Origin of the sequence: Streptomyces sp. NBC_00310, assembly GCF_036208085.1 — a bacterium.
GTDB lineage: Bacteria > Actinomycetota > Actinomycetes > Streptomycetales > Streptomycetaceae > Streptomyces.
Genome location: NZ_CP130714.1, coordinates 6,382,171 through 6,407,929, shown reverse-complemented (window position 1 = coordinate 6,407,929; position 25,759 = coordinate 6,382,171). Strand labels below are relative to the sequence as shown.

Genomic DNA, 25,759 nt, shown 5'->3' with positions numbered 1-25,759 from the left:
ACTCCCGTGCCTGGAGCACTGGTCAGCGCTCCAGGTCCCGGTGCGGACGCAGGTATCAGGCCCGCAGCGGGTTCGCGCGCACCGCCGCCATCAGGTACCAGGCCGTGGCGCCGGTGTGCCGGTAGGGGTAGTAGCCGAAGCCGAAGCCCGTGTCGAGGGGGCTGCTGGCCGAGACGATGCCGGAGCGGGCGGGGAGGGGCCGGCCGCCGACGGTCTGGGCGGTGCCGAGGTGGTCCTGGGCGCGTTCGAGGGAGGCGAGGAGGCGCCGGGCGCGGGACTCGTCGCCGCGCGCGCCCCGGTCGCGCAGGGCGAGCGCGAGGTGGGCGGTGCCCTCGAACCAGACGCCGTTGCGGTTCGGCTTGGGCTGGAACTCGGCGATGGGCGCGTCCTCGTTCGCGAGGAGACTGGCCGAGCTGAAGGTGACGCCCTCGTACGACTGTCCTGCGGGGACCGTGCTGTTGCGCCGCTCGGCGTGGTCGAGGACGGCGAGTTCCGCGGCCGCCCAGTCCAGGGAGCGGGAGTAGCGGTCCGAGTAGCGGTTCGCGTCGAGGGCGAGGTGGGTCCAGGTCTGGGTGTCCTCGGGGATCGGCGACTTGTTGACGGTCACCCCGTCGTTGGTGCCGGTGTAGAAGAAGCCGCCGCCCGACGAGCCCCCCGACGGCTCCCACATCCGCTTCACGAAGGCCTCGGCCCGCGCGCGGCGCTCCCACCACACCCGGTCGCCGGTGAGCCGGGCGAGCCGTCCGAACAGGCAGACCAGGTCGGTGTTGTGTTCGGTCGAGGTGAACGGCAGCTTCTCGTTCGCCCCGTTCACACCGAACTTGTAGCCGCCGAGGGGCTCGTCCGTACGGCCGGTCCGCTCGATCCACTGCCCGATCCGCACCGCCGCGGCGAGGAAGCGCCGCGCCCCGGTCCGCCGGGCCAGCGCGCTCAGCGCGATCCCCGCCCAGGCCATGTCCCCGACGGCCGTCCCCGTGAAGCCGAACTGCGTGCCGACGTTGGCCGTCCCGTCCGCCCGGACGAACCCGTCCGGCTGCGGTACGCCGTCGTAGTAGACGTACGGCCCGACGTTGTACGCCTGGCGCAGCCGGCCGTCGTCGTACGCCGGGTCGTGCTCCTGGGCGTGGATCAGCGCGTCCCCGAGCGCCACCGCCCTGGCCCGTCCGTCCTCCGTGCGCACGGCGAGGTGGGCGAGGATCGCGAGGGCGTTGTCGTAGGTGAACGCCGTGCTGAACAGGCCCGCCTGGTCGGTGTAGCTCTGGGTCAGCCGGAGGTCGCCGTGGTCGGGGTAGGCGTCCATGGCGGCGGCGAGGAAGGCCTGCCCGCGCCGCCGGGCCGAGGCCTCGGCCGCCCGGGGCGCCGCGTGGGCCGGACCCGAGCCGACGACGGTGAGCGCCGCCGCCGTTCCGAGACCGGCGCCGAGGAGCGCCCGGCGGCCGAACGCCGGGGCACCCTGTCTGCCGGGGCCGCCGGTCATACTGGGACTGCCAGGACTACCGGGGCTGCCGGGACTGCCGGGACTGCCGGGACTGCCGGGACTGCCGATGCTGCCGGTCATGGGTCTCCCTTGGAAGTGCGGGCCTGAGGGCATGCCCGGAGTCGAGTTCTGAGAGCGCTCTCAAGCGCGTGCGGGCTCATTCTGCTGGTGCTCCTGGGACGGGTCAACGCCCGTGCCGCCCCTGCCGATTGAACGTGCCGATGGAGCGGGATGCGGGCGGAAGGGGGTGCCGTTGACGAGCGGCGGACCAACCGACAAGTAACCCGCCAGTAGCCTGCGGATCGAAGGTTGGACAACAGAGGGCCCACGGCAGCTTGATCGCCGGGGTCCTCTGCGTCGTCCTGGGCTCAGCCGCACGGGCTGCGGTCTGGGCGCAGTGCCCGGCCCACCAGCGAGCCGAATGCGTCGGGTCGACCGCGGCGAACACCGCACCGCCAGCGTTCGACCCGCACCTGGACGTCGACTCGACGCGGAGGAACCGAGCCGACCGCGGCACGAGAGACCCCGCGTCGGTCATGGACGGTGACGGTCGGCGAGTGTCCGGCAGCGTCAAGGCCGCGAAGTCCGGTATTGAGGTCAGGTCCGTGCTGTGAGGTCGAGACGCACGAAGTGTGCCTTGGAGACCGGGATTCCACCCTTCAATCGTGCCTCGGCCGCCTTGCCACGGGCCTCGCTGCGGCAGGCGAGGACCATCCGAGGGCCACGACGGGCCAGTTCCGTGCTCCGCAGAGTCGATGCCGCTGTTGGCGCCGGCGGCACGGCAGTGCGGCCGCTCTGGGCGGGATGTGGCTCGCGTTCCAGCCCGTCGTGGCGAAGTTCCGTGCTGGGGAAGGGTGTCGCCGAAGCCTACGAACCGTCAGGCCGAGGATCCACTGTCGATGACCAGGTCGGCGCCGACCACCGCGCCGGCCGCGGGCGAGGCGAGGTAGAGCACCGCGGCTGCCACTTCTTCTGCCTCCGCGACCCGGCCGAGCGGGTTTTCTGTCTTCACTCGCTCGGCACGGTCGGCCTCGGTCTCGCCTGGCCGCAGCGACATGGGAGCGGCGGAGGCGCCGGGGCTGACCGCGTTGATGCGGATGCCCTGGTGGATGTGGTCGAGAGCGGCGGCACGGGTCAGCGCAGAGACCGCTGCCTTGGAGGTGATGTACGCGGCAACGTGAGGGATCCGCAGGTGTGCGCCCAGGTTGGAGGAGATATTGACGATGGCGCCGCCACCGTTGTCCTTCATGTGGGCGATCTCGTGCTTCATGGCCAGCCAGACGCCGGTGACATTGGTCCGCAGCACCGCGTCCCAGTCCTCCTCGCTCACCTCTCCGACGGCCACGGTGCCGCGGAGTATCCCGGCGTTGTTGACCGCGATGTCCAGTCCACCGAAGCGGGTAACGCTCTCGCGTACCAGGTTCTGGAGCTGGCCGGAGTCGGTGACATCGGCGGTGACGGCGGCGGCCGTGCCGCCTTCGGCCTCGATGAGGCCGACAGTCTCGTTCAGTGTGGCCGCGGTGCGCCCGGCGGCGACCACGGATGCGCCCTCGGCTGCGAACGCGAGCGCGATTGCGCGGCCGAGGCCGGAGCCTGCGCCGGTGACGAGGACGGTCTTGCCGGTGAAGCGGTTCATTTCGGCGGCTCCCTTGAGTGATGGATTACTTGGTGCGGTGGTTCAGGAGGGCGACGGCGGCGAGAGCGGCCCCTGTTGCGGCCAGGGACGAGGCATCGCTGCCGAGCGTGAGCAGGATCGCGAACAGGACGGTCGGGCCGAATTCCATCGCGGTGTTCAGCACGCCGCCCGCGAGCCCGGTCTGCTGCTGCGGCACGCCTTCGATGGCGAGCACGGCGGCTCCCGCGAAGGAGGCCGCCGTGCCGGCCGGCAGCAGCACGAGGCCCGGCAGCAGTCCATACCTGTAGGAGATGTGTGCGTCGATCCCGGTGAGCGCGAGGAGGGCGAGCCCGGCCGCGCCGGTGCCGAGCCCGGCGGCTGTGACGGTTCGGGCCCCGTACCGGCCGATGAGCGGTCCTGCCGCGCGGCCCGAGGCGATCAGCGCAACAGCGAACGGTACGAACGCCGCCGAGGTCTGCAGCTGTGACCAGTCGCGCGCCTGCTGGAGGTGGAGCGAGAGAACCACGAAGGCCATCGCGGTTCCGCAAGCGCTCAGTGCGATGGCCGCGAGAGCGAGGACCCGCCGCCGGTCGAGCAGGAAGCGGGGCGGCAGCAGCGGGTCGCGGGCGCGGCGCTCGGCGTACCAGAACGCGGCCAGCAGCGCGGCCCCGCAGAGCAGCGGCACGAAGACGCCGACCGACGACCAGGGGTGGGTATCGGTGACGACGAGCCCGTAACTGGCGAGGGTGATCCCGGCGGTGGCGAGCAGAGCACCCGGCAGGTCGAGGGTCCTGCCCCGGCTCGGCGTGGTGTTCGGCAGCAGCCGGGGCGTGAGGGCGAGGGCTGCGAGGGCCACCACGAGTGGTACGGCGAAGGTCCAACGCCAGGACAGCAGCGCTGAGATGACGCCCGAGAGCAGATTGCCTGCGGTCGCGCCGAGTACCGAGAGCCCGCCCCAGGTGGCCATCGCCCTGCCGTAGGCGGTGGGGGAGGGGAAGGCGGCGCGCAGCACGGCCATGGCGGCGGGCGCGATCAGAGCCGCCCCCGCGCCCTGCGCGAAGCGCGCTGCGAGCAGTGCCCCGATGCCGGGGGCGAGCGGGGCGGCGGCCGAGGCGGCGGCGAAGAGGACCAGGCCTGCGGTGAGGGCGCGCCGCCCGCCGCAGCGGTCCGCGAGGCGTCCGCCAAAGAGCAGCAGTCCGGCGAAGGTCAGTCCGTAGGCAGCGCTGAGCAGGATCAAGTCGGCGCGCCGCAGGTCGAATTCGCGCCCGATGAGGGGCAGCGGTATGGCGAGCGCGGCGAGCGTGAAGATCAGCGTGGTCTGGACGCTACCGAGGAGGACGAAGGCGCATCGCTGCTGCATAGCGGCAACGCGGGCAGCGCCTGTGGCGGTCATGCCTTCCTCCTGATATTTGACCGATCGGTTCATTATTTGGGCATGCGGAAGGGAGCCCGGTTGTTCCGGTGGGTGTGAGTCAGTCCAGCAGGGCCAGGGCCTGTTCAGCCGCGTCCCGCACCCGGGCGGAATCGTTCGACGCCTTGCCGACAATCCGCAGGCCCTGCAGCAGGACGAGCAGCATGCGGGCCAGTGCGCGCGGATCGCGGCCCTCGGGCAGCTCGCCCTGAGCCTGGGCCCGTACGAGCGCGGAGTACAGCGGGGTCTCGACGCGCTCCCAGCTGATCTCGACCCGGCGGGCCGCCTCAGGGTCGTGCGGGGCAAGCTCGGCCGCGGTATTGGTGACGAAGCAGCCGTTCAGCCGGCCTTCCGGGGAGGCGGCCTCTGCGGCGAAGCGGCGCACCACCGCCCGCACCGCAGGCAGTGCGGGGCCCGGCTGGGACAACTCGGCGAGGAGGGCCGGGTCGCGCGTCTCGGCGTACCGGTCCATGGCCTTCAGATACAGCTCGTGCTTGCTACCGAAGGTCGCGTACATGCTGGCGCGGCCGATGCCGAGGTGCTCGACGAGGTCCGTCATCGACGTCGCTTCGTAGCCGCGCCGCCAGAACAGCTCAAGAGCCGACTGCAGCGCGGCGTCCGGATCGAATTCCTTGGTCCTGGCCACGTCGAGGACCCTAGGCGTATCTAGAACGATCGGTCAAATAGCTGCACACTGCGGCCGGGTCGTGAGGGCTCCTGACTTCCCGCGCGCTCCAGGACCCGGTACACCGTCGCGCGAGAGACGGAGAACAGTTCGGCGAGGTCAACGATGGCGCGCTCGCCGGTGACATGCTGCTCGTCGTGCCGCCGAGGGAGAGATTCACGTTGCGGACGGTGAGGGAGTCGCCGATGCCACGGGCGTCAGGCACCGAGCGGGCGAGCCGGTCGAGCTTCGGTACGACGAGGGTGTCGCCGGCCCGGACCGCCGCCAGGGCCTGATCGAGGCCGGGCCGGTCGCGGTTGGTGCCGGTGAGTTCATGGTCGAGGTGGATGCGATCCTCGGCCACACCGAGACCGAGCAGGATCTCGCTCTGGGCAGTGAGGTCCTGCTTGTCGAGGCTGCACCTCGTGTAACCGATCAAGGTTGCTGTCATGACCGGGTGTACGGATAGCCCACGCTCACCACACAGATCACCGGACGCCCGAGATGAGACGCGAGCCGTGCAGGGTGCAGGGTGCAGGGTGCAGGGTGCAGGGTGCAGTCTTCGCCAGGTCCAGATCACGAGTGCGCGGTGGGGGATCCCCCGACGAACAGCCCCCAAACGGCGCACACCATCCGGTCCGCGCCTCCGCTTGCTCCCGAGGCAGCCCCGATTACTCCCGAGGCAGCTCCATCACTCCGGAGACAGGTCCGATTACTCCTGAGGCAGGTCCGACTTGTCCGTTTTCGGCGCAGCGCGCAGGCTGAGGTCTATGAGTGACACGTCCGGCGCGGAGTGAGCGGGAATGGATACAGCCAGGCCGGTTTCCGGTCACGCGTCCGGTCACTCCGCGGACGCGGCCGAAACCGCCACGGCCACCGTCAGCCCCCAGGGTCTCGTCACGGGCTGGAGCGAGGGGGCTCGACGGCTGCTGGGCCACCGCGCCGCGGAGGTGGTGGGGCGGGCTGCGGCCGAGCTGGTCGACGCGTTCGACGGGCCGGGTGTCGCCCCGGGGCGAGGCGGCAGCGGTACGGCGTCGCTCCGCCACCGGGACGGTCATCTGGTCCGGCTGACCCTGCACTGCTCACCCTCGCTGGGCGCCGACGGGGAGGCACGGGCCTTCGTCGTCACGGCCACCGCCCCCAGCGCTTCCGGCCCCAGCGCTTCCGCTCCCAGCGCTTCCACCGCCCTCGCGGCCCCGGCCGCGCCCGCCGGGTCGTCCGAGCCGGGGCGCGGCCTACGGACGGCCGACGACCGGAGGACGACCGACAACCGACGGATGCCCGATGACCGACGGATGGTCGAGTGGTCGCACACGCAGTCCCCACTCGGCATGTCGACGTTCACCCGCGGGGCGGCAGGGTGGCGGCTGGACACCGCGAGGTCCGGAGAATCCCCGGCCGAGGCGGCCGAGGACGGGTTCCTGCGGCTGGTCCGGCAGGTGGCGGACGAGGGGCGGCCCAGGCGTTACGAGCGCACCGCACCCGGCCCGTTCTCCTCGCGTCAGCAGGCCTGGATCACCGAGATGTGGCCGGTCAGGGACCCCGCCACGGGCGAGGTGTGCGCCGTGGGCACCGCGACCTTCGACAGCAGTGAGGAGCACTGGGCCCGGCAGCGGCTGGCGCTGCTGAACGAGGCCGGCACTCGGATCGGGAGCACCCTGGACGTGACCCGCACGGCCCAGGAGCTGGCCGACCTGGCGGTCCCCCGGCTCGCCGACTTCGTCAGCGTCGACCTGCTCGACTCCGTGCTGCGCGGCCAGGAACCGGCCCCGGGGCCGCTCGACACGGCCGTCGCGCTGCGCCGGGCGGCGCACCAGTCCACGTACGAGGGCGTACCGGAGGCCGCCGTACCGCTCGGTGAGCTCGACGCCTATCCCCCGTTCTCCCCGCCCGCCCGAGCGCTCATCAGCGGGAAGCCGCTGATCAGCGGGGTCGACGACCCCGAGTATCTGCGGTGGGTCGACAAGGACGGGGTGCGCAGGGACCGCGTCCGGCGGTTCGGGTTCCACTCGGTCATGGCCACGCCGCTGCGGGCCCGGGGGATCACGCTCGGGGTGGCGTTCTTCGCCCGACGGGACGATTCGAGGCCGTTCGAGAAGGACGACCTGGTGCTCGCCGAGGAACTCGCGGGCCGGGCGGCCGTGGGCGTGGACAACGCCCGCCGGTACACCCGTGAACGCACCAACGCGCTCACCCTCCAGCGCAGCCTGCTCCCCCGCGACCTGCCCAGGCAGGCGGCGGTCGAGGTGGCGTACCGCTATCTGCCGGCCGGTTCGGGGGCGGGGGTCGGCGGCGACTGGTTCGACGTGGTGCCGCTCTCCGGCACCCGGGTCGCCCTGGTCGTCGGCGACGTCGTCGGGCACGGCCTGCACGCCTCCGCGACCATGGGCCGGCTGCGCACGGCGGTCCGTACGCTCGCGGACGTCGACCTCCCGCCGGACGAACTCCTCACCCACCTCGACGACCTGGTCACCCACCTCACCTATGACGACGAGAGCATCCCCGAGGACCTGGAGATGCCGTCCGCCGCCGAGATCGGCGCGACCTGTCTGTACGCCGTCTACGACCCGGTCTCGCGGATCTGCACCCTCGCCAGCGCGGGCCATCCACCGCCGGCGGTGCTGTACCCCGACGGCACGGTCGAGGTGGTGAAGCTCTCGCCGGGCCCGTTGCTGGGGGTCGGCGGTCTGCCGTTCGAGTCGACCGAGGTGGAACTGCCCGAGGGCAGCCTCCTCGCGTTCTACACCGACGGGCTGGTCGAGGCCCGCGACCACGACATCGGGCTGGGCCAGGACCGTCTCTGCGAGGCCCTGTCCTTCCCCGTCCCCTCCCTGGAGGCCGCCTGCGACACCGTGCTCGAGGCGCTGCTGGCCGAGACCCGCGCCGACGATGTCGCGCTGCTCCTCGCCCGCACGCGCGCGCTGCACACGGACCAGGTCGCCGCGTGGGCCGTGCCGTCCGACCCGGCGATCGTCGCGGACGCCCGGGCGCAGGCGTCCCGCCAACTGGCCGTGTGGGGCCTGCAGGAGGCGGCGTTCGTCACGGAACTGGTGGTGAGCGAACTGGTCACCAACGCCATCCGCTACGGCGCCGTCCCCATCGGCCTCCGCCTCATCCGCGACCGCACCCTCATCTGCGAGGTCTCCGACGCGAGCAGCACCGCGCCCCACCTGCGCCGTGCCCGCGCCTACGACGAGGGCGGCCGGGGCCTGCACATGGTCGCCCAGCTCACCCAGGGCTGGGGCACGCGCCAGACCTCCACCGGCAAGACCATCTGGGCCGAACAGCCCCTCCCGACCGCCTGACGATGACCGGCCACCTCACCTCCGCCGCCGCCTCCGCCTCCCCTGCGCCCACCCCTGCCCCCGAGCCCTCCGGCCGCGCCCTCGGCCTCGTCTATCCCCCCGCCGGACGGAACCGTGACTACACCGGCATGCAGCTGGCGTTCATCGGCGGGGTGGCGGAGGCGGCGACGGCGCACGACTACGACGTGTTGCTGTCGCCCGCCGACCGCGCGAGCGACAGCTCGTTCCGGCGGATGGTGGACAGGGGCCGGGTCGACGGGGTGATCGTGATGGAGATCAAACTGGAGGACGACCGGGTGGAGCACCTGGCGAGGACCGGGTTCCCGTTCGTGACGATCGGCCGCAACAGCCGGGCGGAGGAGACGAGCTGGGTCGACCTGGACTTCGCGGGTCTGGCCCGGGGCTGTGTGTATCACCTGGCCGACCTGGGCCATCGCAGGATCGCCTTCGTGAACAGGTCCGAGCAGCTCTTCCAGAGCGGCTACGGCTTCGCCCACCTCGGTCTGGAGGGCTACACCAAGGCCATGGCGGAGCAGGTGCTCACCCCGCACGCGTACCTCTGCGACGACGAGGTCACCGCCGGCGAGGCGGTCCTGGAGCGGATCCTGCTGGACGACCCGGCGACCACCTCCCTCGTCACCATGAACGAAGCCGCGCTGGAAGGCCTCTACCGGGGTCTCCTGCGGCGCGGCCGCAACGTCCCGCGCGACTTCTCGGTCGTCGGCGTGGCCGCCGGCCACTGGGCGGAACAGGTGAACCCGCAGCTCAGCGCCGCCGAGATCCCCGCGAAGGAGATGAGCCGGGTGGCCGTCGACCTGATCGTCCGCCGTCTCACCGCGCCGGACGCACCACCCCGGCACGTCCTCCTCAAGCCCCTGATCTCCCTCCGGGCCAGTACCGGCCCGTGCCGCCCGGTCCCCGGCTCGGAGCCCGAACGGGAGTTCCCGGACCTCGACCGGTTCCCGGACCTCGACCAGTTCCCGGATCTCGACCAGTTCCCGGATTCGCCCGACCCGCCCGACCCGCCTGGCCCGCCCGACCCGCCTGGCTCAGCGGGTCCACCTGGTCCGGCGGAACCGCCGGATCCGCGGGGGCCCGACTTCTGAGCCCCACGCCTGCCGAACCCGGCATCCTCCGAGCCCCGCATCCTCCGAGCCCCGCACCCTCCGAGCCCCGCATCCTCCGAGCCGCACGCCTGCCGAACCCGGCACCCTCCGAGCCGCACGCCTGCCGAGCCGCACGTCTGCCAAACCCCGCGTCCTCCGAACCCCACGCCGTCCCCGACACCCCCAGGGAGCACCGCATGTCCCACCCCGTCGACCGCCGCGGTCTCCTGCGTGCCGCCGGTGCGGGAGCCGCCGCCCTCGGGCTCGGTTCCGCGCTGACCTCCTGCGGCTCGGACAAGGAGAGCGGCACGGTCACCCTCACCTGGTGGGACTACTTCACCCTGGACAACTTCCAGCCCGCTTTCACCCGGCTGATCAAGGACATCGAGGCCGAGGTCCCCGGCGTACGCATCGAACGCCGTACCTTCCCCTTCGCCGACCTCGAACGGCAGATCACCCTGGGCGCGGTCTCCGGCGACCTCCCGGACATCGCGATCGTCGACAACGTCTCCATGAACTCGCTGGCCGGCAGCGGCCTCCTCGCGGACCTCACCGAGCGGGTCGAGGCGTGGGGGCAGGCCGACCAGTACTACAAGGGCCCCTGGGACGGCTGCCAGGTCGACGGCAAGAGCCTCGGCATCCCCAACAACAGCAACTGCCTCGCCCTCTACTACAACACCCGGATGCTCGACTCCGCCGGTGTGGAGCCGCCGACCACCTGGGACCAGCTCGCGGACACGGCACAGCGGCTGACCAGCGGGGAGCGGTTCGGCCTCGCGATGAGCGCGATCAGGACGGAGGAGGGCGTGTTCCAGTTCCTGCCGTTCCTGTGGCAGGCCGGCGGCGACCTGGACACCTTCGCGACGTACGGAGCGACCGCGCTCGCCTTCCTCGACGACCTCGTCGCCAAGGGCTCGCTGTCCGAGCAGTGCGTGGGCTGGACCCAGCAGGACGTCAACACCCGGTTCGTCAACGGGCGGGCCGCGCTGCAGATCAACGGCCCGTGGCAGCTGCCGACCATCAAGAAGACGGACCTGGAGTACGGCGTGGTCGCGCTGCCCCGCGACAAGGAAGCGGCGACCTGTCTGGGCGGTGAGAACTGGGTGGTGATGGCGAGCAGCGACCACCAGGACAAGGCCTGGCAGGTCCTGGAGTACACCCAGCGGCCCTCGGTCCTGGTGCCGTATCTGGTGGCGCTCGGCAACCTCCCCGCCCGCGAGGACCTCGCGGACACCGGCACCTGGTCCTCCGACCCGGCCCTGCGGCTCTTCCTCAGCCAGCTGCCCCTCGCCCGTCCACGCCAGTACGGTCCCGGCTACGCCGACGCCTCCCAGGCCGTCGCCGAGGCCGAACAGTCCGTACTCACCGGCACGGCCTCCCCCACGGCCGTCGCCAGAACAACCGCGACGAAGATCGACAAGGCCCTGGAGGACCGGTGACCGGAGGAGGGTGGCGGGAGGAGGGGGCAGGAGGAGGGCCGGGAGCAGAGACCGGAGGAGAGACCGGAGGAGAGGCCGGAGGAGAAGAACCCACCGGTCCCGAGGGCCCCCGCTCGAAGCGAGGGCCGGACGAGGCCGCCTCACCCCTCCCGGAGCGGCGATGAGACGCCCCCGCTCCGGCCTCCGCTCCGGGCACCGCTCCGGGCCCCGCCCCCGGCCCCGCTCCCCGGTCTCCCTCGACGCCCGCCGCCGTCGCGCCGGTTACCTCTTCTCCCTCCCCGGCCTGGTCTTCCTGGCCCTCGTCCTGGCGTATCCGCTGCTCTACAACGTCTGGACGTCCGTGCACGACGTACGCCTCTCCGAACTCCTCGGCGGCTCCTCGCCGTTCGTCGGCCTCGACAACTACCGGACCGCCGTCGACGACCCGGACTTCTGGCACGCCGTACGTCTGTCGCTGGTCTTCACGGCGGGCTCGCTGCTGTTCCAGTTCACGATCGGCTTCGCCCTGGCGCTGCTCTTCGCCCGGCCGTTCCCCTTCAACGGCCTGCTCCGCTCCCTGCTGCTGGTGGCGTGGCTGCTGCCCCCGGTGGTCAGCGGCACCCTCTTCCGCTGGATGCTCGACCAGGACTCCGGCGCCTACAACGCGCTGCTCCGCGCGGTCGGCCCGGACACCCTCGCCCACGACTGGCTCACCGACCCCGGCACCGCCCTGGCCGGCGTGATCCTCGCCAACGTCTGGGTGGGCGTGCCCTTCAACATGCTGCTGCTCCTGGTGGGCCTGCACACCATCGACCCGGAACTCCACGAGGCCGCCGCCCTGGACGGCGCGAACGCCTGGCAGCGGTTCCGCTGGATCACCGTCCCGCTGATGCGGCCCGTCTCGGTGACCGTCCTTCTCCTCGGCCTGGTCTACACGTTCAAGGTCTTCGACCTCGTCTTCGTGATGACGGGCGGTGGCCCGGTCGACGCCACCAGCGTCCTGTCGGTCCACGTCTACGAGGTCTTCTTCAAGTTCTTCCGCTTCGGCGAGGGCGCGGCGGCGGGGCTGTTGCTGCTGCTGGTGCCCCTGGTGGCGGGCGTGGTGTACGTACGGCGGCTGCGCGGGGAGGGGGAGACGGCGTGAGACCCCCAGGGATCAGGGGGAGGCGTGGGGCGTGGCCGGTCACGGTGGTCGCCGCGCTGATCACCGCCGTCTTCCTCCTGCCGGTGTACTGGATGGTCAACACCAGCCTCACCAGGCCGGACCGCATCCTCGCCGAGACCCCGGACTGGTTCCCCGCCCCCGCCACCACGCAGCACTATGCGACCGCCCTCTCCGACGACGCCCTCCTGCGCGCCCTGCTCAACAGCCTCGTCATCTCCTGCGGGGTGGTCGCCCTGACCCTCCTCCTGGGCGTCCCCTTCGCCTACGCCCTCGCCCGCGTCCCCCTGCGCGGCTCCGGCACCATGGTGCTCGCCCTGCTGATCGCCCAACTGCCGCCCAGCATCGTGCTGGCGGCCCCGCTGTTCATCCTGGAACGCCGGGCCGGTCTCGACGACACCTACGTGGGTCTGATCGCCGCCGACACCACGCTCACGCTGCCCTTCGCGGTGATCGTGCTGCGGCCCGTCCTGCGGGCCGTGCCGAGGGAGCTGGAGGAGGCCGCCCTCGTCGACGGCTGCGGCCCGGTGGGCGTACTGCTGCGGGTGGTACTGCCGATCATGGCGCCGGGCCTGATCGCCGTCGCCGCCCTCTCCTTCCTCATCGCCTGGGGCGAGTTCGTCTTCGGCCTCACCCTCGCCTCCGAACCCGACGTCCAGCCCGTCACCGTCCTCCTCAACGCCTTCGTCGGCACCCACGGCACCGCCTGGGGTGCCCTCATGGCCACCGCGACCCTCATCAGCGTCCCGGTGGTCTGCGTCTTCGCCGCCCTGCAGCGCTTCGTCGTGGGCGGCCTCGCGGCGGGGACGGTCAAGGGCTGAGGCCGGCCCACGGCGCCGGCGGCGCCCTGTGTGCCGGGCCCTCTGACTCCGTCCGCAGCACGGCAGGGTCCCCGTCTCCCTACTGACCGAGCTCGACCGAAACGTGCCCGGACAGCGCGCGAAGGAAGTCGGCCGCGTCGAACGCGGCCCCGGCCGAGACGACCCCGACCGCCTTCGTCCGCCCCTCGACCACCCGCCGCACCGCCTCCACCGCGAGGGGCGCGCTGACGGCGTAGATGTCCTGCCCGCGCGCCGTGGCACGTCGTTCCACACCCCCGGAACGGACGACGACGTCGACGAGGAAGGTCTGTGCGGACCGCCCGTGCTCGTCGACGGCGGCCGGGGCGGGCGTGTCGGGGGCCGCCAGGTCACGCGCTGCCTCGACCGTCATGTACGTGTGCACCTCGGGGATGGACAGATGGCTGGGCACGGTCACGACATCGGCCATGCTGAACTCCCCGATCACGGCCCGGGTCCCCATCGGCTCGGGAAAGTCCCACTTCGTGGCCGGCGCCGCGTCGTCCCGGTACTCCAGCCGCCCGTTGCCGTACCGGACCCGCCGTCCGCCCCTGCGCCGCCGCGAGACCGCGCCCGCGTCACGCGTCCCCGCCGTGGGATGCCACCCGCTCAGCCCGTACGCCACATGCGCCTCGTCGGCCGTCGCCCAGCCGGCCGCCTCCAGCGCGGCGGTGACCAGCAGATCACCGAGACCGCCGAAGAAGGCCATGGCGGGCACCACGACGACCCCCGCCGCACGCGCCCTCTCCCCGAACTCCGCGAAGGTATCGAGATTGGCCTCGATCTCGGCCGCCACGTCCACATACGGAATCCCGGCGCGCAACGCCGCCTCGATCACCGGCCCGGCCGTCTCCGCGAAGGGCCCGGCGCAGTTGACCACGGCATCCGCACCGGCGAACGCCCGGTCCAGCGAGGCCGTTTCGTCGATGGAGGCGACCCGCACGCGGTCCTCCGGCCCCGGCTGGTCCGCGGCGAGCCGCCGCAGCTTCTCCGGATCCCGCCCGACCAGCAGCGGCACGAACCCCCGCGCCCGCAACTCCGCCACCACGAAACGCCCGGTGTGCCCATACGCCCCGAACACCGCGACCGTACGCCCCGCACCCATCAGCTCTCCCCCACTCTCCTCGGGACGCCCACCGCCCCACCACGGCCATTCTTCCGAGGGCGGACCCCCACCACGAGTGTCCGAAACGACATGCCCCGTACAGTTTCCGACATGCCGTCAGCGAACCGGACCACCATCGCCCTGGCCGTCACCGACGGCATGCTGCACTTCGAACTGGCCCTGGCCTACGAGGTGTTCGGCGCCGACCTGACGGACCTGATCGCGCCCTGGTACGAGGTCGTGCTCTGCGGCCCGAACGCCGTGCGGGTCGGCCGCTTCCGCCTGGAGCCGGACCACGGTCTGGACCGACTCCCCCACGCCGACACGGTGATCGTCCCCGGCTGGGCCGACGTGGACGAGGCCCCGCCGGCCGACCTGGTCGACGCGGTCCGCGCGGCCCACGAGGCGGGCGCGCGGATCGCCTCCCTGTGCACCGGCGCGTTCGTCCTGGCCGAGGCGGGGCTGCTCGACGGCCGCCGAGCGACCACGCACTGGGCGCACACCGACGTGCTGGCGGCCCGCTTCCCGCAGGTGGAGGTCGACCCGGACGTCCTCTACGTCGACAACGGCAGCGTGCTCACCTCGGCGGGCAAGGCCGCCGCGATGGACCTCTGTCTGCACCTGGTCCGCCTCGACCACGGCTCGGCGGCCGCCAACACGGTGGCCCGCCGTCTGGTCGTGCCCCCACACCGTTCCGGCGGCCAGGCCCAGTTCGTCCCCGCCCCGGTCCCCACCCGGAACGACCATCCCCTGACCGAGCTGTTCCCCTGGGTGCTGGAACGCCTCGACCAGCCCCTGACCGTCGAGGACCTGGCCCGCCGGGCGAGGATGAGCTCCCGCACCCTGACCCGCCACTTCCACGCGGCCACCGGCACCACCCCCCTGCAGTGGCTCCTGACCCAGCGCATCCGCCGCGCCCAGGAACTCCTGGAAACCACCTCCCACAGCATCGACACGATCGCCGCCGGCACCGGCATGGGCACCGCCACCACCCTCCGCCGCCACTTCAACCGCACCCTCGGCGTCCCCCCGGACACCTACCGCCGCACCTTCCACGCCACCCGCTCCGACACCCCCTGACTACGTACCGCACACCGTCCGCAGGGGCGCCGGCCGGTCGCCCTGCGCATCCGCCACCTTCTGCACGTCGTTGAGCAGCCCCGGCAGGTCGAGGTCCTCCCCGGCGGCCGCGCGCGCGATGGTCAGGAGGACGGCCTCGTAGAAGGCGTCGCGGACGGCGGGTGGCATGACGTCGGAGGCGTCGAGGCAGAGGGTGCCCGGACCGGTGAGACGACGGGCGATCGCCTGTTCGACGGGGCCGCCTTCCGATCGCACCCGGCGGTTCGCCGAGAAGACGTCCGCGTCGTCGGCCCACTTCTGCTGGCCCTCCCGGGAGGCCAGCCGTTCGATCAGGTCACGGGCCTGCGGACGGTCACGGAACAGCGCGGCGAAGTCGCCGGTCACCTCGTGGGCCCGGACCGGGTAGCCGCCGCCGGGCAACAGGGAGGCGGAGTCCATCAGGCGGGCCTGCTGTCGCTTCCCCCGGTAGAAGGAGCGGGCGAAGGAGCCCTGGTGCTCCAGGGCACACCCGTCGGAACCGCCTGAACCGCCTGAACCCACGGAACCGACGGAACCACCCGAACCGTCGAACAACAGCCCGTACCCGGCGGGGTCCCCCCGGTGATCGGTGAGCAGGGCGCGCCTGGCCGCCGCCCTGTCCTGGCGGAGCAGACCGGCCCACGCCTCCCAGGCGCCGAGCACCGGCTTGCCGGTCCACTTCACGTCCTTGTGGCCCAGCGCCCACTTCCCGTACGTGTCCGGGCCCTGCCGTTGCAGCACGAGGTCCTCGATCCAGTCGCTGCCGGGCCAGCCGGAGGCGCCGTCGTCCCCCATCCCGATGCACCAACTCGACAGCGGGGCCGACGGTCCGGCGGGCCTGTCGCCCTCGCGGTACCAGACGATGCTCTTCAGGTCCGCCTTGACCGGGACCCAGTACGCGTGGTGCGGGGGCTTGCTCACCGGCTTCCAGGGGGAGCCGTACTCCTCCTCGGCGTAGAGGCCGTCCAGCGACTCCAGGCGCTCCTGGTCGGCGTACTCGGCGAGTTCGCCGACGCCCGGCATGATCGCGATGTCCGGGGGCTCCCCCGACTGCACCTTGGACAGCAGTACCTCGCGCTGGGCCGCGGTGCCCTGGTACTCGAAGGGGATGCCGAAGCTCCGCAGCACGTTCTCGAACTGCTTGCCCTGTTCGCCGGTCCACGGCCCGAGGATGGTCACCGGCTCGTCGTCCTGCTGCGACCAGACCGCCACCATGCTGCCGGCGGAGACCAGTAGCAGCGCCATGAGCAGCACCAGCATCTTGAACCGCCGGGTCACCGTCGCCTCCAGTAGTCGCTGTCGAGCCGGAGACCGAGCCCCACCACGGGCAGGACGACGATCAGCAGGCCGCCGGTCAGGGTGCCCTGGTAGACCCGGTCGGTCCAGGCGTCGTCGGCCAGCACGCGCCGGACGTTCTCGGACCTCTCCGTGACGGTCTGCTGGGCGCCGGCCGGCGACTCCTCGCAGCAGGGGTGCCGGGAGACCTTGGTGATCTGCCGCAGGTCCCCGACCACGCTGTCGAGGTCGTCCTGGGCGGACGCCATCGTCAGCAGCGGGACGACGGCGAGCAGCGCGGTCAGCGCGAAGGCCGCGAGCAGGTACGGGTTCCAGTCACGGCCGCAGCGGTCGCGCAGCACGAACAGCGCGGAGAGCAGGGTCGACGCCAGCGCCAGCAGGGCGAGTTCGGCGATCCACCAGCCGCTCCGCTGCAGCCACCCCTCGGTGGCGGTGGCTGCGGCGTGCTTCATCTGGACCTGCTGCATGTCGTCCAGGCGGGGGACGAGTCCCACGCCCCGGCGGGTGAGCAGCGAGCGCGCCTCGGCGAGCTTCTGGTCGCGCATGAGCGGCTGGTCCCGGTACGTGGCCGTACCGAGGGTGATGGAGTTGCTGTAGGTGGCGAGCAGCCCGTTGACGGTGCCGAGGTCCTGGTCCGTCCGGTCCGCGATCCTGGACAGCCCCTGGTCGGCGGCGGAGAGCTGGGCCCGGTAGGCCTCGCCCGAGCCCGCGACGTCGACGAGTTTCATCTTCTTCAGCTCGTGGGCCTCGAAGTAGGCGCGCAGCACCGCGAGCCGGGTGGCGGCGAGCCCCTGCACCGCCGGCGCCTCCTTGGTGGCGAGTGCCTCGGCACCGCCCTGGATCTGACGGCAGGACACGAACACGGCGCCGGCCGCCACGAGCGCGCACACCGCCAGGACCAGCAGATGCGCCTCCAGCAGCCGCCGGGTCCGCCGGCCGCTCAGCCGCTCGCGCCAGAACGCGGCGAGGGAGGAGGGGGAGTGTCCGCTCCGGGAAGCGCCGGGTGAGCGCCGACGCCGCGAGACGGCGAGGCGGTGTCCGCTCCTCGAAGGGGCGCGTCCGGTCGTCACGGCAGCCTCTTCCCGCAGGCAATGCAGTAACGGGCCTCGCCCCCGGCCGGGTGCTCGCACCCCCCGCACCGCGGACCCGGCTGCGGCCCGACCGCGTCGATCAGGGGCACGGGCCGGGACCCGGCGCGCAGGATCATCGGGCCGAGCGTGCCCGCGTCGACGGCGGGGCGGCGCAGCCGGACCCGTCCCCCGGCCGCGTCCTCGATGTCGGCGACCGCGCCGATCTCGCGCAGCACCAGCTCCGAGCCGAGCCGGGCCGCCAGACGTGCGGCCTGGCTCAAGTACTCCTCGGCGGAGTCCCATTGCCCTTCCCGGAGCGCGATGAGCCCCTTGCGCAGGGCGTCCCGCATCACGGTGGTGGACCTCTGCAGGCGCACGCTGTCACCACCCGCGGGAACATCGGGCGGCGGCTGCTCGGGGCGGTGCCAGCGGGCGGTGACGGACGCGTGGACGTCGCCGATGGAGACCATGGCGAACTGCAGGTAGGTGTCCAACGGGTCGTTGTCGGCGTCGGCGACGAGCGTGAGCAGGTAGTCGCGTCCGCCCTGCTCCCACTGGTAGGTCGGAAAGCTCCAGCGGTTCGGCCGGCCCGGCTGGGGCAGCCCGCCGAGCCGGTGCGGCCGGGGCGCCTTCTCGTTCAGCGCGACCTGCCGCACCGAGGGCCGTACGGTCACCTCGATGGGCAGCTGGGGAGTGTGCACCCGGCGCAGCCGCCGGACGGCCGCGGTGATCGCCCCGCCGAGGCCGTCGTCCACGAACTCGGCGGTGCCGTGCAGCCGTTCGGCGAGCGTCAGCAGGGGTTCGGGGGTCCAGTCCGCGCCCACTGCGAGGACATCGCAGGTGAAGTGCCCGGCGCAGGAGTCGAGTTCCTCCTCCAGCCGGGTCTCGCCGGGGGCGCTGCTGCCGTCGGTGATCAGCAGCAGGTGGCGTACGGACAGCGGGCGGGCGGCGAGCAGGGCGCGTGACCTGGCCGCCCAGACGGCGTACCCGGCGGGGCGCGGACCGTCCCGGTGCAGCGGGATCGCGCCCGCGGCGAAGGCGGCCCGGCGCTTCTCGTGCTGGTCGGCGACGGCCCACTCCGCGTCACCCACCGGATGGAACCGGACGGGTTCGGGGCCTGCGCCGAGCACGGTGAAGGAGATGCCGTCGGGCAGGGCGCGCAGCGCGGCCGAGAGGGCGCGCCGGACGACCGCCCGGAGGGGCTCGGCGACGTCGACCGCGATGATCACGGCGAGTTCGATCGCGGGCAGCTCGGCGGGGGCGTCACCGGCGGTCACGTCGACCCGCAGATGCGCCTCGATCTTCGCGCTGCGGTGCGGTCGCAGATCGCCGGCGAGGTCGACGTGCAGCCGGATGTCCGGCCGCGGCGGCCGGGCGTGCCCGCTCATACGCCCACTCGCGTGGCCGCCCGCGTGGCCGCCCGAGTCCCGGCGCGGGTGCCCGCTCATGTCGTGCGTCACCGTTCCCTCCCCGTCGTCGCCGTGCGGACGGCGGGGACGCCGTCCACCAGGTCGCTGCCGTACGGACCGCGTGGACGCCGTCCGCCGAGCAGTGCCGAACGGACCGCGTGGACGCCGTCCGCCGGGTGGTGCGTGTTGCGTGTTGCGTGTTGCGTGCGGTCAGATCACGGTCTGCGGCCGTACCGCCTGCAGAAGGTCCACGAGGTGTTCGTGGGCGGCGGCCGACGCCCCGTGCCGTGCGGCCAGTTGCCGGTAGTGCGACTCGATCCGTTCGCGCAGCTCCCGCTCCTGGGCGCTCAGGCGTCTCAGGCTGCCGGGGTCGAGCCGTCCGCCGCCCCGGGGGCCGGGCCGGTCGCCGCGGCTGTGGAGCGCGTCGAGTTTCCATTCGTGCAGCTCGGCGCTGAGGCGCAGCGCCTCGTCCTCGGACAGGCTCGGCCCGCCGGCCCCCGGTTCCCGGCGTACGAGGTCGCTCAGTTCGGCGAGCGCCACGTCGACCTCGGTGGGCGCGGGCAGCGGGTCGGCGTCCCGGGGCAGCCGGGCCGCGCGGATGCGCAAGGAGGCGATACGGGTGACGGTGTGGTCCAGGGTGCCGGGGCGGACCCGGCCGAGGACGTCGAGGGCGGCGCGGCGGTCGCCCGCGCGGAGCGCGAGCCGGGCGAGGCCGAGGGCGGCGCCGCCGTGCGCGGGGTTGCGGGCGAACACGGCCTCGTACAGCTCCTTGGCGGTGGGCCCGGCCGTGTCGTCGCCGAGCCGCTCCCCGCAGTAGGCGAGGGCCAGTTTGGGCGCGTACTCGCCGGACAGTTCGAGGCGGACCTTGGTGAAGTGGCCCTTGGCGTGGGCGATCTGCCGCGGATCGTCGTCGAGGTCGGCGCGGCGCAGCGCGACCAGGGCGCGGTGCCACTCCAGCCGCCACCGGCGCACGGCGGACGGCCCGGGAATGGAGTCGGCGGTGTCGAGCTCCTCCTGGGCCCGCTCCAGGTCCTCCCGTGTGTCCCGGCCCAGCAGGACGCGCACGTTGTGCAGGCGGATCTCCACCGAGGGCGGTTTGCCGTCCTCCTGGTCGAGGAGCCGGCCCGGGTCGTAGCCGCTGCTGACCTCGAAGCGGGTGGTCTGCGGGTCGCCCGGGTAGCGCCTGGGCACCGGCAGGCGGCGGGCGATCTCGGTGGGGGTGGGGGCGCCGAGGTCGAGGGCGGGGGCGAGGGGCGGGTCGTACCGGTCGCGGCGGGGGCGGCCCAGCCAGTGATCGATGCCGGGCACCGTGCCGAGCCGGGCGCCGAGCAGTTGCGGGGACGGCCAGAAGTAGTCGGAGGGTTCGGGCGGGTCGTTCTTGCCGCGCAGGGCGCGGATCTCCCGCAGGGCGCCCCGCAGTTGGCCCGCCATCTCCCGGGCGTCGGCGAAACGCAGGCCGGGATCGCCGCGCGTGGCACGGTCGACGACCCCCCAGAAGGAGGCGGTGCCGAGGCCGGGCACCTCGTCGACGGCCCAGCCGGCGAGCTCCCGCAGGGTGACGCCGACCGTGTGCAGGTCGTGGGCGGTGGTGGGCACGGGCGAGGACGCCGTCTCGGGCGCCATGTAGTCGGGGGTGACGTGGGCGGGCGGCTGGCTCTGGCCCTGTTCGCGCATCCCGCCGAGATCGATGACCTTGACGCCGTCCCCGTGGTGCACCACGTTCGACGGCTTCATGTCCCCGTACACGAAGACCCGTTCGCCGCCGGCGTGCAGATGGACGAAGGCTTCGAGGATCTGGCAGCCGTACGCGGCGACGTCCTCGATGTCGAGGATCCACTCCCCGCGCCGGGTCTCCTTGACTACCTTGTCGAGGGTGCCGTCGCCGACGTCGTCCATGACGATGTAGCCGCCGGTGACCTTCCCGGTGTCGTCGCGCCGGGCGACGAAGTCGCGGATCTGGACGATGCGGGGGTGACGGATGGCGACGAGGTTGCGGCGTTCGACGTCGGCGAGCCGGGCCCCGTCCTGCTCGTAGCGGTTGAGCATGCCCTTGACGGCGACCACGTCACCGAGATGCGTGTCCTCGGCGAGATACACCCAGCCCTGGCCGCCGTGCGCGATGGGCCCCATGATCCGGTACTGGTCGTCGCGCAGCAGGTCGCCCTCGGCGAGTTCGGGCCGGTACGAGTAGGGCTCGCCGCAGGCCGGACAGTACCCCTCGACCGGCACCGGGCCGACGGTGTAGGGCGGCGCGAAGGTGATGCCGCACTCGGCGGACGAGCAGACCATACGGACGCGCAGCGGTGCCTCGGGATGGATGAGGCGTTCCTGCGCGGGGCGCGGCGCCCGTTCGGGCAGCGCGAGCAGCTCGGCGGGACCGAACCGGCGGGGGTCCTCGGGCAGGTCGGGCAGCCGGGGGCCGTTCTCCGCGCGGCCGCACACGGCGCAGTAGCCGGTGGGGAGCACCGTGCCGCCGCAGGGGGCGCCGGTGAAGCGCCGGTGCGGGCAGACCGGCACGCTCTCCCCGTCCGTTTCCCGCCCGGGGCGGGTGGCGGGCATCATGCGCGGTCTCCGGCCCGCCGCAGGTCGGCGCGCAGGGTCCTGATCAGCTCGCGCACCTGGGTGAGCCGCCACTGCGGGTCCGTGGTCTCGTCGATCAGGCGGCGCTCGCCCCGGCGCCGGTCGGCCGTCTCGGTCAGGGAGCCGAGGGAGGCGCTGTCGACGACGCCGTGCCGGACCGCGCGGCTGAACTCCGCGCGCTCCAGCCGGGCGAGCAGCGCGTCCGCGTGGGCGAGGAGCGCGGGCCCGAGGAGTTCGTCGCGGGCGGCGGTCCAGCCGGTGCCGCCCTCGTGCCGGAAGACGAGCAGCACCCGGAAGCCGAGCGACCGTAATCGGGCGAGCAGCGCGATCAACGGCCCCGGCTCGGACTCCTCGTCGACACCGTCGACCACGACCGTGACCTGCCGTCCGGCCGGGAGGGCGGCCGCCCGCGCGGGCCGAGGCTTGGTACCGAGCAGCCAGTCCCAGTACGCCAGATACTGGCCGGGCGGAAAGGCGATGTGGCCCAGGGCGTGATCGGCGAGGTCGGGTCTGCTGGAGCCTCCCCCACTGTCGGCTTCGTTCGAGCGGGAGGTACCCCCTCCGCGATAGACGAGACGAGCCCGGTGCAACAGATGACGCAGGGAACGGTCCTTGCCACTGCCCGGCGGCACCACGGTGATCTTCACCGGCTCCTCGTCGGGGTCCTCGAACCACCGCGTCAACCGCTCCTCGAAGCCGTGATCCCAGGCGTACGGGCTGCTCAACTCCTTGACCAGCGGGGAGAGTTCGGCGATGCGTTCGACGGGGATCAGATACGAGAAGGCGAGCCGGTTGTTCTCGGGCAGCAACTCGCCCATGTCCCCCCGCCAGCTGACGACGAGCCCGACCACCCGGGCGGGCCGCCCCTCACCCGGCCTGGTGCACACGGCGGCGCCGCTGAACCCCCTGCGCACCACCTCGGCCTTGGTGACGGCGTCCAACTGCACCCGCTCACCACTGACTCCGCCGATACGCCCCCACAGGCTCATGCCGTCGTCGAAGCCCTCCGCGTACCCGGTGGCGGACACCTCCATCCCGCCCCACAGCGTGGGCTCCAGCCGGGCGGGCCGCGCCTGCGGCCGCGGACTGTCCAGCCGCAGTACGGCGACATCCTCACCGCCCCCGGCACCCCCGGGGCCCCGGCCTCCCCCACCCCCCTCGCCCGCCGGCAGCCATCCGCCGGGCGGGACGCGCGCGGACACCGGTTCGAGGTCACCGTTCTCGGCGAACTCCAGCCACATCACGGCGTCCGGGCGGCGCACCACATGCGCGCAGGTCAGCGCCGTGTACTGGTCGACGAGCACACCGGCACCGCAGATGGGGCCGTGCGCGTCGTCGCGCCGCAGCCGGAGTCTCCAGTCCGCACGCAATTCCCCCATGCTGCCTCACACTACGCGCGGGGCATCGTGCGTCCCTAGACTTGTGAACCAACTTGGACAGGTCAATCACTGCAATCCGACGGGGTGTTGACATGGGCGATACCGAACCGGTCGGTCTCGCGGAGGCCATCGGCACGGTCCGCGCGGAGCTGGCCCGGGCCCAGGCCGAAGGCGCGGCGAGCGACTGGCGGTTCAGCGTGGAGCAGGTCAGCCTGGAGTTCTCGGTCCAGTTCCACCGGTCCGGCGAGGGCGGCGCGGGCCTACGCCTCGGCGTCGTCGAGGCCCGCCTCGGCGGCACGGTGAGCCACGACTCCACCCACCGCATCCAGGTGGACCTCAAGCCCCTCCCCGGCCCGGGCGGCCACCACCACGAGGTAAGCCGCGAAACCCCCACTCCCCCCGGCCCCCCTCCCCTCGACGCCCTCTCCCGCGACTAGGGCCCTTCTGATGGATCTCCGTGGAGGAAGGAGCGGCGTTCGGTGCGTGCGATCGGCGTGCGGCGTGGAGGGTCATGTGGCGGAGCCACCTGTCCCTTCGCGCCGCACGGCGAGCGTGCGTGCCGGGCGTCGCGACGCCACAGGGCAATACACGCATGCGCTCCCGCAAGGTTGCGCACCCAACGCGCCCCGGAGTCTCCCGCAAGGCCACTGAGCCCGAACTCACGCCCGTCGTCGACTTCCTGTGCGAGCACAGCCCCAGCAAGCGCCGCTCATGGCCTTGATCGGCGCGGCAGGCCGTCAGCCTGCACGTGGACGCGTTCGCGGAGACGGTCGCAGAGGCGGCAGCGGAATACGCCCCCAGCTGAAGGCCGAGACCCCGAGCAGGTGGAGACAGTTGATCGCGGGTGGATACGTGACCCCGTACGAACTCGACGAGTTCTACGCCCTGTTGCAGGACGACACCTTCCGGGACCTGGCGCCCGCACTGGTCCAGTCCTGGGGCCGCAAGTAACCCCGCCTCCCTTCTGCACGAACCCGTCCACACCGACACCGCAGAAAGCGCCGCGCACATGCCGTCCAACGGGCTCATCACCGCGCGTCCGGACATCGCCGCCGACCGGCGGCCGCCACGCGTCGGGCTCATCTCGTTTCTCAACTGCCGGCCGCCACGCGTCGGGCTCATCTCGTTCCTCAACTGCCGGCCGATCCTCTGGGGGCTCGAACGCTTGGAGCTGCTGTCCGGCCTGAACCCGGTGGCGCTCAGCCCGGAAGAGGCCGGCGACCGGCCGGTCGCGGGCCGCCTGGACCTCGGGCCGGTCAGTCTCGCCGAGTATCCGCGGCACACGGACGACCTGCTGCTGCTTCCGGGGCTCGCCATTGCGGCCGAGGGGCCTGTCATGTCGTGCAGCGGGTGTCCGTCGAGGCCGCGGGTGCGTCCGGCTTCACCGAACCGCAACTACTCTCCGACCGCCATACTCCCTGGGAGACCCATTCGGCAGACCCGTGAGGCGCATCCTCCGGGCCTGGGGGCTTACGGAGTTCCGCGTCGACCGCCGAGAACACGGCCGCGGCCGACGCGGACACGGTCAGCACCGGCGCAGCGCCAGGACCGCGTTGTGGCCACCGAAACCGAACGAGTTACTCAGAGCGAGGTCGCCATGCCCGGGCAGCGGCCGGGCGATGTTCCTGACCACGTCGAGCGGGACGGCGTCGTCCAGGTCGTCGCAGCCGATGGTCGGCGGGATGACACCGTGATGGAGGGTGAGGGCCGTAGCCACGGCCTCCACACCCCCCGCCGCTCCCTGGAGGTGCCCCAGACTCCCCTTGAGAGCCGTGACCGGAACGGGGACGGCGCCGTCCGTTCCGCCGAAGACGGTGCTCAGCGCGGCCGCCTCCGCCAGGTCACCGTCCACGGTCGCGGTGGCGTGCGCGTTGATGTGCACCACGTCGGCGAGGTCCGCGTCCGCGTCGGCGACGGCACGCCGCAGGGCGCTCGCGACACCGTTGCCGGTCGGGTCCGGGGCGGCCAGGTGATGGGCGTCGGCCGACAGCCCCCACCCCGCGGCCTCGCAGTAGATCCGGGCGCCACGGGCCAGCGCATGCTCTTCCGACTCCAGCAGCAGGACGCCCGCGCCCTCACCGTTCACGAAGCCCGACCGATCCTTGGCGAACGGGCGGGAGGCGGTCTGCGGGTTGTCGTTGCGTGCCGACAGAGCGCGCATCGCGCTGAACGCGGCCATGACCTCCGGAGTCACGGCGGCCTCCGCTCCGCCGGCGAGCACGATGTCGAGATGGCCGTACCGAATGCGGTCGACGGCCTGCCCGATGGCCTCGGTGCCGGACGCGCAGGCGCTGACGACGGTGCGGGCCTCTCCGGTGACGTGCAGGTCGAGCGAGACCTGGGAAGCCGCCTGGGAGGGGACCGTCATGGGGGCGGTGAGCGGCGCGACCCCCCGCACGCCCCGGTCCCGCAGCCGCCGGTCGCCGGCGACGAGGACGGAGGCACCGCCGATGATGGTGCCCAAACTGATACCGACCCGCTCCGGGTCGAGGCAGCTGTCCCGGGTGCCGCCCGCGGCGAACCCGGCGTCCTGCCAGGCTTCGCGAGCCGCGAGCACCGCGAACTGGGCGGCCCGGTTCATGCGCCGGGCCTGCGTTTTGGGCAGCACCTCGGTGGGATCGATGGGAACCGTCCCCGCGATGCGGACCGGATGATCGGCGAACTCCGGGACGTCCAACGACCTGATGCCGCTGCGGCCGACGAGTAAACCCGTCCAAAGAGCGTCGCCACCCAGCCCCAGCGGGGTTACCGCGCCGAGTCCGGTGACCACTACGCGCCGGGCGGAGGAGCGGAGTTGAGCTCGTCCACCCACGGCCGCCCTGCCG

At 72.7% G+C, this 25,759-nt stretch carries 18 protein-coding genes and 2 pseudogenes; 8 read left to right on the top strand and 12 right to left on the bottom strand.

Annotated features, from left to right (window positions below; genetic code table 11):
* Positions 1-55: 55 nt before the first annotated feature.
* The 5 genes from OG202_RS28000 to OG202_RS46595 all read right to left on the bottom strand — a co-directional run bounded on the left by OG202_RS28000 (position 56) and on the right by OG202_RS46595 (position 5,618).
* Positions 56-1,477, bottom strand: a complete 1,422-nt coding sequence (locus tag OG202_RS28000) for a Tat pathway signal sequence domain protein (protein ID WP_327732154.1) — start codon at positions 1,475-1,477, stop codon at positions 56-58.
* 877 nt (positions 1,478-2,354) lie between these two features.
* Positions 2,355-3,113, bottom strand: coding sequence for an SDR family NAD(P)-dependent oxidoreductase (locus tag OG202_RS27995; RefSeq protein ID WP_327728369.1), 759 nt, complete (start codon positions 3,111-3,113; stop codon positions 2,355-2,357).
* Between the two features lie 25 nt (positions 3,114-3,138).
* Positions 3,139-4,485: an MFS transporter gene (locus OG202_RS27990; RefSeq protein ID WP_327728370.1), complete on the bottom strand. Its 1,347-nt coding sequence runs from the start codon at positions 4,483-4,485 to the stop codon at positions 3,139-3,141.
* Between the two features lie 79 nt (positions 4,486-4,564).
* Entirely contained in the window at positions 4,565-5,149 is a 585-nt protein-coding gene (locus OG202_RS27985) for a TetR/AcrR family transcriptional regulator (protein ID WP_327728371.1), read from the bottom strand.
* A 10-nt stretch (positions 5,150-5,159) separates the two neighbouring features.
* A complete protein-coding gene (locus OG202_RS46595) occupies positions 5,160-5,618 on the bottom strand; it encodes a recombinase family protein (protein ID WP_327728372.1) in 459 nt (152 codons plus the stop codon).
* Between the two features lie 352 nt (positions 5,619-5,970).
* Between OG202_RS46595 and OG202_RS27970 the strand changes: the two genes are divergently transcribed.
* The 5 genes from OG202_RS27970 to OG202_RS27950 all read left to right on the top strand — a co-directional run bounded on the left by OG202_RS27970 (position 5,971) and on the right by OG202_RS27950 (position 12,979).
* Positions 5,971-8,472, top strand: coding sequence for a SpoIIE family protein phosphatase (locus OG202_RS27970; RefSeq protein WP_328223789.1), 2,502 nt, complete (start codon positions 5,971-5,973; stop codon positions 8,470-8,472).
* 2 nt (positions 8,473-8,474) lie between these two features.
* Positions 8,475-9,578 (top strand): LacI family DNA-binding transcriptional regulator, encoded by a 1,104-nt coding sequence (locus tag OG202_RS27965; RefSeq protein WP_327728374.1) that lies wholly within the window; start codon positions 8,475-8,477, stop codon positions 9,576-9,578.
* 197 nt (positions 9,579-9,775) lie between these two features.
* On the top strand, positions 9,776-11,017 hold the full coding sequence (locus OG202_RS27960) for a sugar ABC transporter substrate-binding protein (protein ID WP_326579494.1): 1,242 nt from the start codon (positions 9,776-9,778) through the stop codon (positions 11,015-11,017).
* A 160-nt stretch (positions 11,018-11,177) separates the two neighbouring features.
* Complete coding sequence (locus OG202_RS27955; protein WP_328223788.1) at positions 11,178-12,140, top strand: carbohydrate ABC transporter permease; 963 nt, start codon at positions 11,178-11,180, stop codon at positions 12,138-12,140.
* A complete protein-coding gene (locus OG202_RS27950) occupies positions 12,137-12,979 on the top strand; it encodes a carbohydrate ABC transporter permease (protein ID WP_328223787.1) in 843 nt (280 codons plus the stop codon). The genes OG202_RS27955 and OG202_RS27950 overlap by 4 nt, the downstream gene beginning before the upstream one ends.
* 79 nt (positions 12,980-13,058) lie before the next feature.
* On the opposite strand, the gene OG202_RS27945 is transcribed toward OG202_RS27950, so the two are convergent.
* Positions 13,059-14,102 carry a saccharopine dehydrogenase family protein gene (locus OG202_RS27945; RefSeq protein ID WP_326579500.1) on the bottom strand — a complete coding sequence of 348 codons (1,044 nt, stop codon included), beginning with the start codon at positions 14,100-14,102 and terminating at the stop codon, positions 13,059-13,061.
* A gap of 111 nt (positions 14,103-14,213) precedes the next feature.
* On the opposite strand from OG202_RS27945, the gene OG202_RS27940 reads away from it, so the two are divergent.
* A complete protein-coding gene (locus tag OG202_RS27940; RefSeq protein ID WP_326579502.1) occupies positions 14,214-15,182 on the top strand; it encodes a helix-turn-helix domain-containing protein in 969 nt (322 codons plus the stop codon).
* On the opposite strand, the gene OG202_RS27935 is transcribed toward OG202_RS27940, so the two are convergent.
* The 5 genes from OG202_RS27935 to OG202_RS27915 all read right to left on the bottom strand — a co-directional run bounded on the left by OG202_RS27935 (position 15,183) and on the right by OG202_RS27915 (position 22,934).
* The gene (locus tag OG202_RS27935; protein ID WP_326579504.1) at positions 15,183-16,478 is read right to left on the bottom strand and encodes a carbohydrate ABC transporter substrate-binding protein; all 1,296 of its coding nucleotides are present in this window, start codon (positions 16,476-16,478) and stop codon (positions 15,183-15,185) included.
* Positions 16,475-17,566 carry a hypothetical protein gene (locus OG202_RS27930; protein ID WP_326579506.1) on the bottom strand — a complete coding sequence of 364 codons (1,092 nt, stop codon included), beginning with the start codon at positions 17,564-17,566 and terminating at the stop codon, positions 16,475-16,477. The genes OG202_RS27935 and OG202_RS27930 overlap by 4 nt, the downstream gene beginning before the upstream one ends.
* Positions 17,563-18,954 (bottom strand): hypothetical protein, encoded by a 1,392-nt coding sequence (locus OG202_RS27925; RefSeq protein WP_442811366.1) that lies wholly within the window; start codon positions 18,952-18,954, stop codon positions 17,563-17,565. Before OG202_RS27925 ends, OG202_RS27930 begins: the two co-directional genes overlap by 4 nt.
* Positions 18,955-19,185: 231 nt before the next feature.
* Positions 19,186-21,537, bottom strand: coding sequence for a tetratricopeptide repeat protein (locus tag OG202_RS27920; protein ID WP_328223786.1), 2,352 nt, complete (start codon positions 21,535-21,537; stop codon positions 19,186-19,188).
* A complete protein-coding gene (locus OG202_RS27915; protein WP_326579509.1) occupies positions 21,534-22,934 on the bottom strand; it encodes a S1 family peptidase in 1,401 nt (466 codons plus the stop codon). The genes OG202_RS27920 and OG202_RS27915 overlap by 4 nt, the downstream gene beginning before the upstream one ends.
* A gap of 92 nt (positions 22,935-23,026) precedes the next feature.
* Between OG202_RS27915 and OG202_RS27910 the strand changes: the two genes are divergently transcribed.
* Complete coding sequence (locus OG202_RS27910; RefSeq protein ID WP_327728382.1) at positions 23,027-23,371, top strand: trypco2 family protein; 345 nt, start codon at positions 23,027-23,029, stop codon at positions 23,369-23,371.
* A gap of 572 nt (positions 23,372-23,943) precedes the next feature.
* Positions 23,944-24,267, top strand: a pseudogene (locus tag OG202_RS46590) (MqnA/MqnD/SBP family protein); the annotation flags it as partial.
* Between the two features lie 192 nt (positions 24,268-24,459).
* Here OG202_RS46590 and OG202_RS27905 read toward each other — a convergent pair.
* Positions 24,460-25,752: pseudogene (locus OG202_RS27905) on the bottom strand (beta-ketoacyl-[acyl-carrier-protein] synthase family protein); the annotation flags it as partial.
* Between the last annotated feature and the right edge of the window lie 7 nt (positions 25,753-25,759).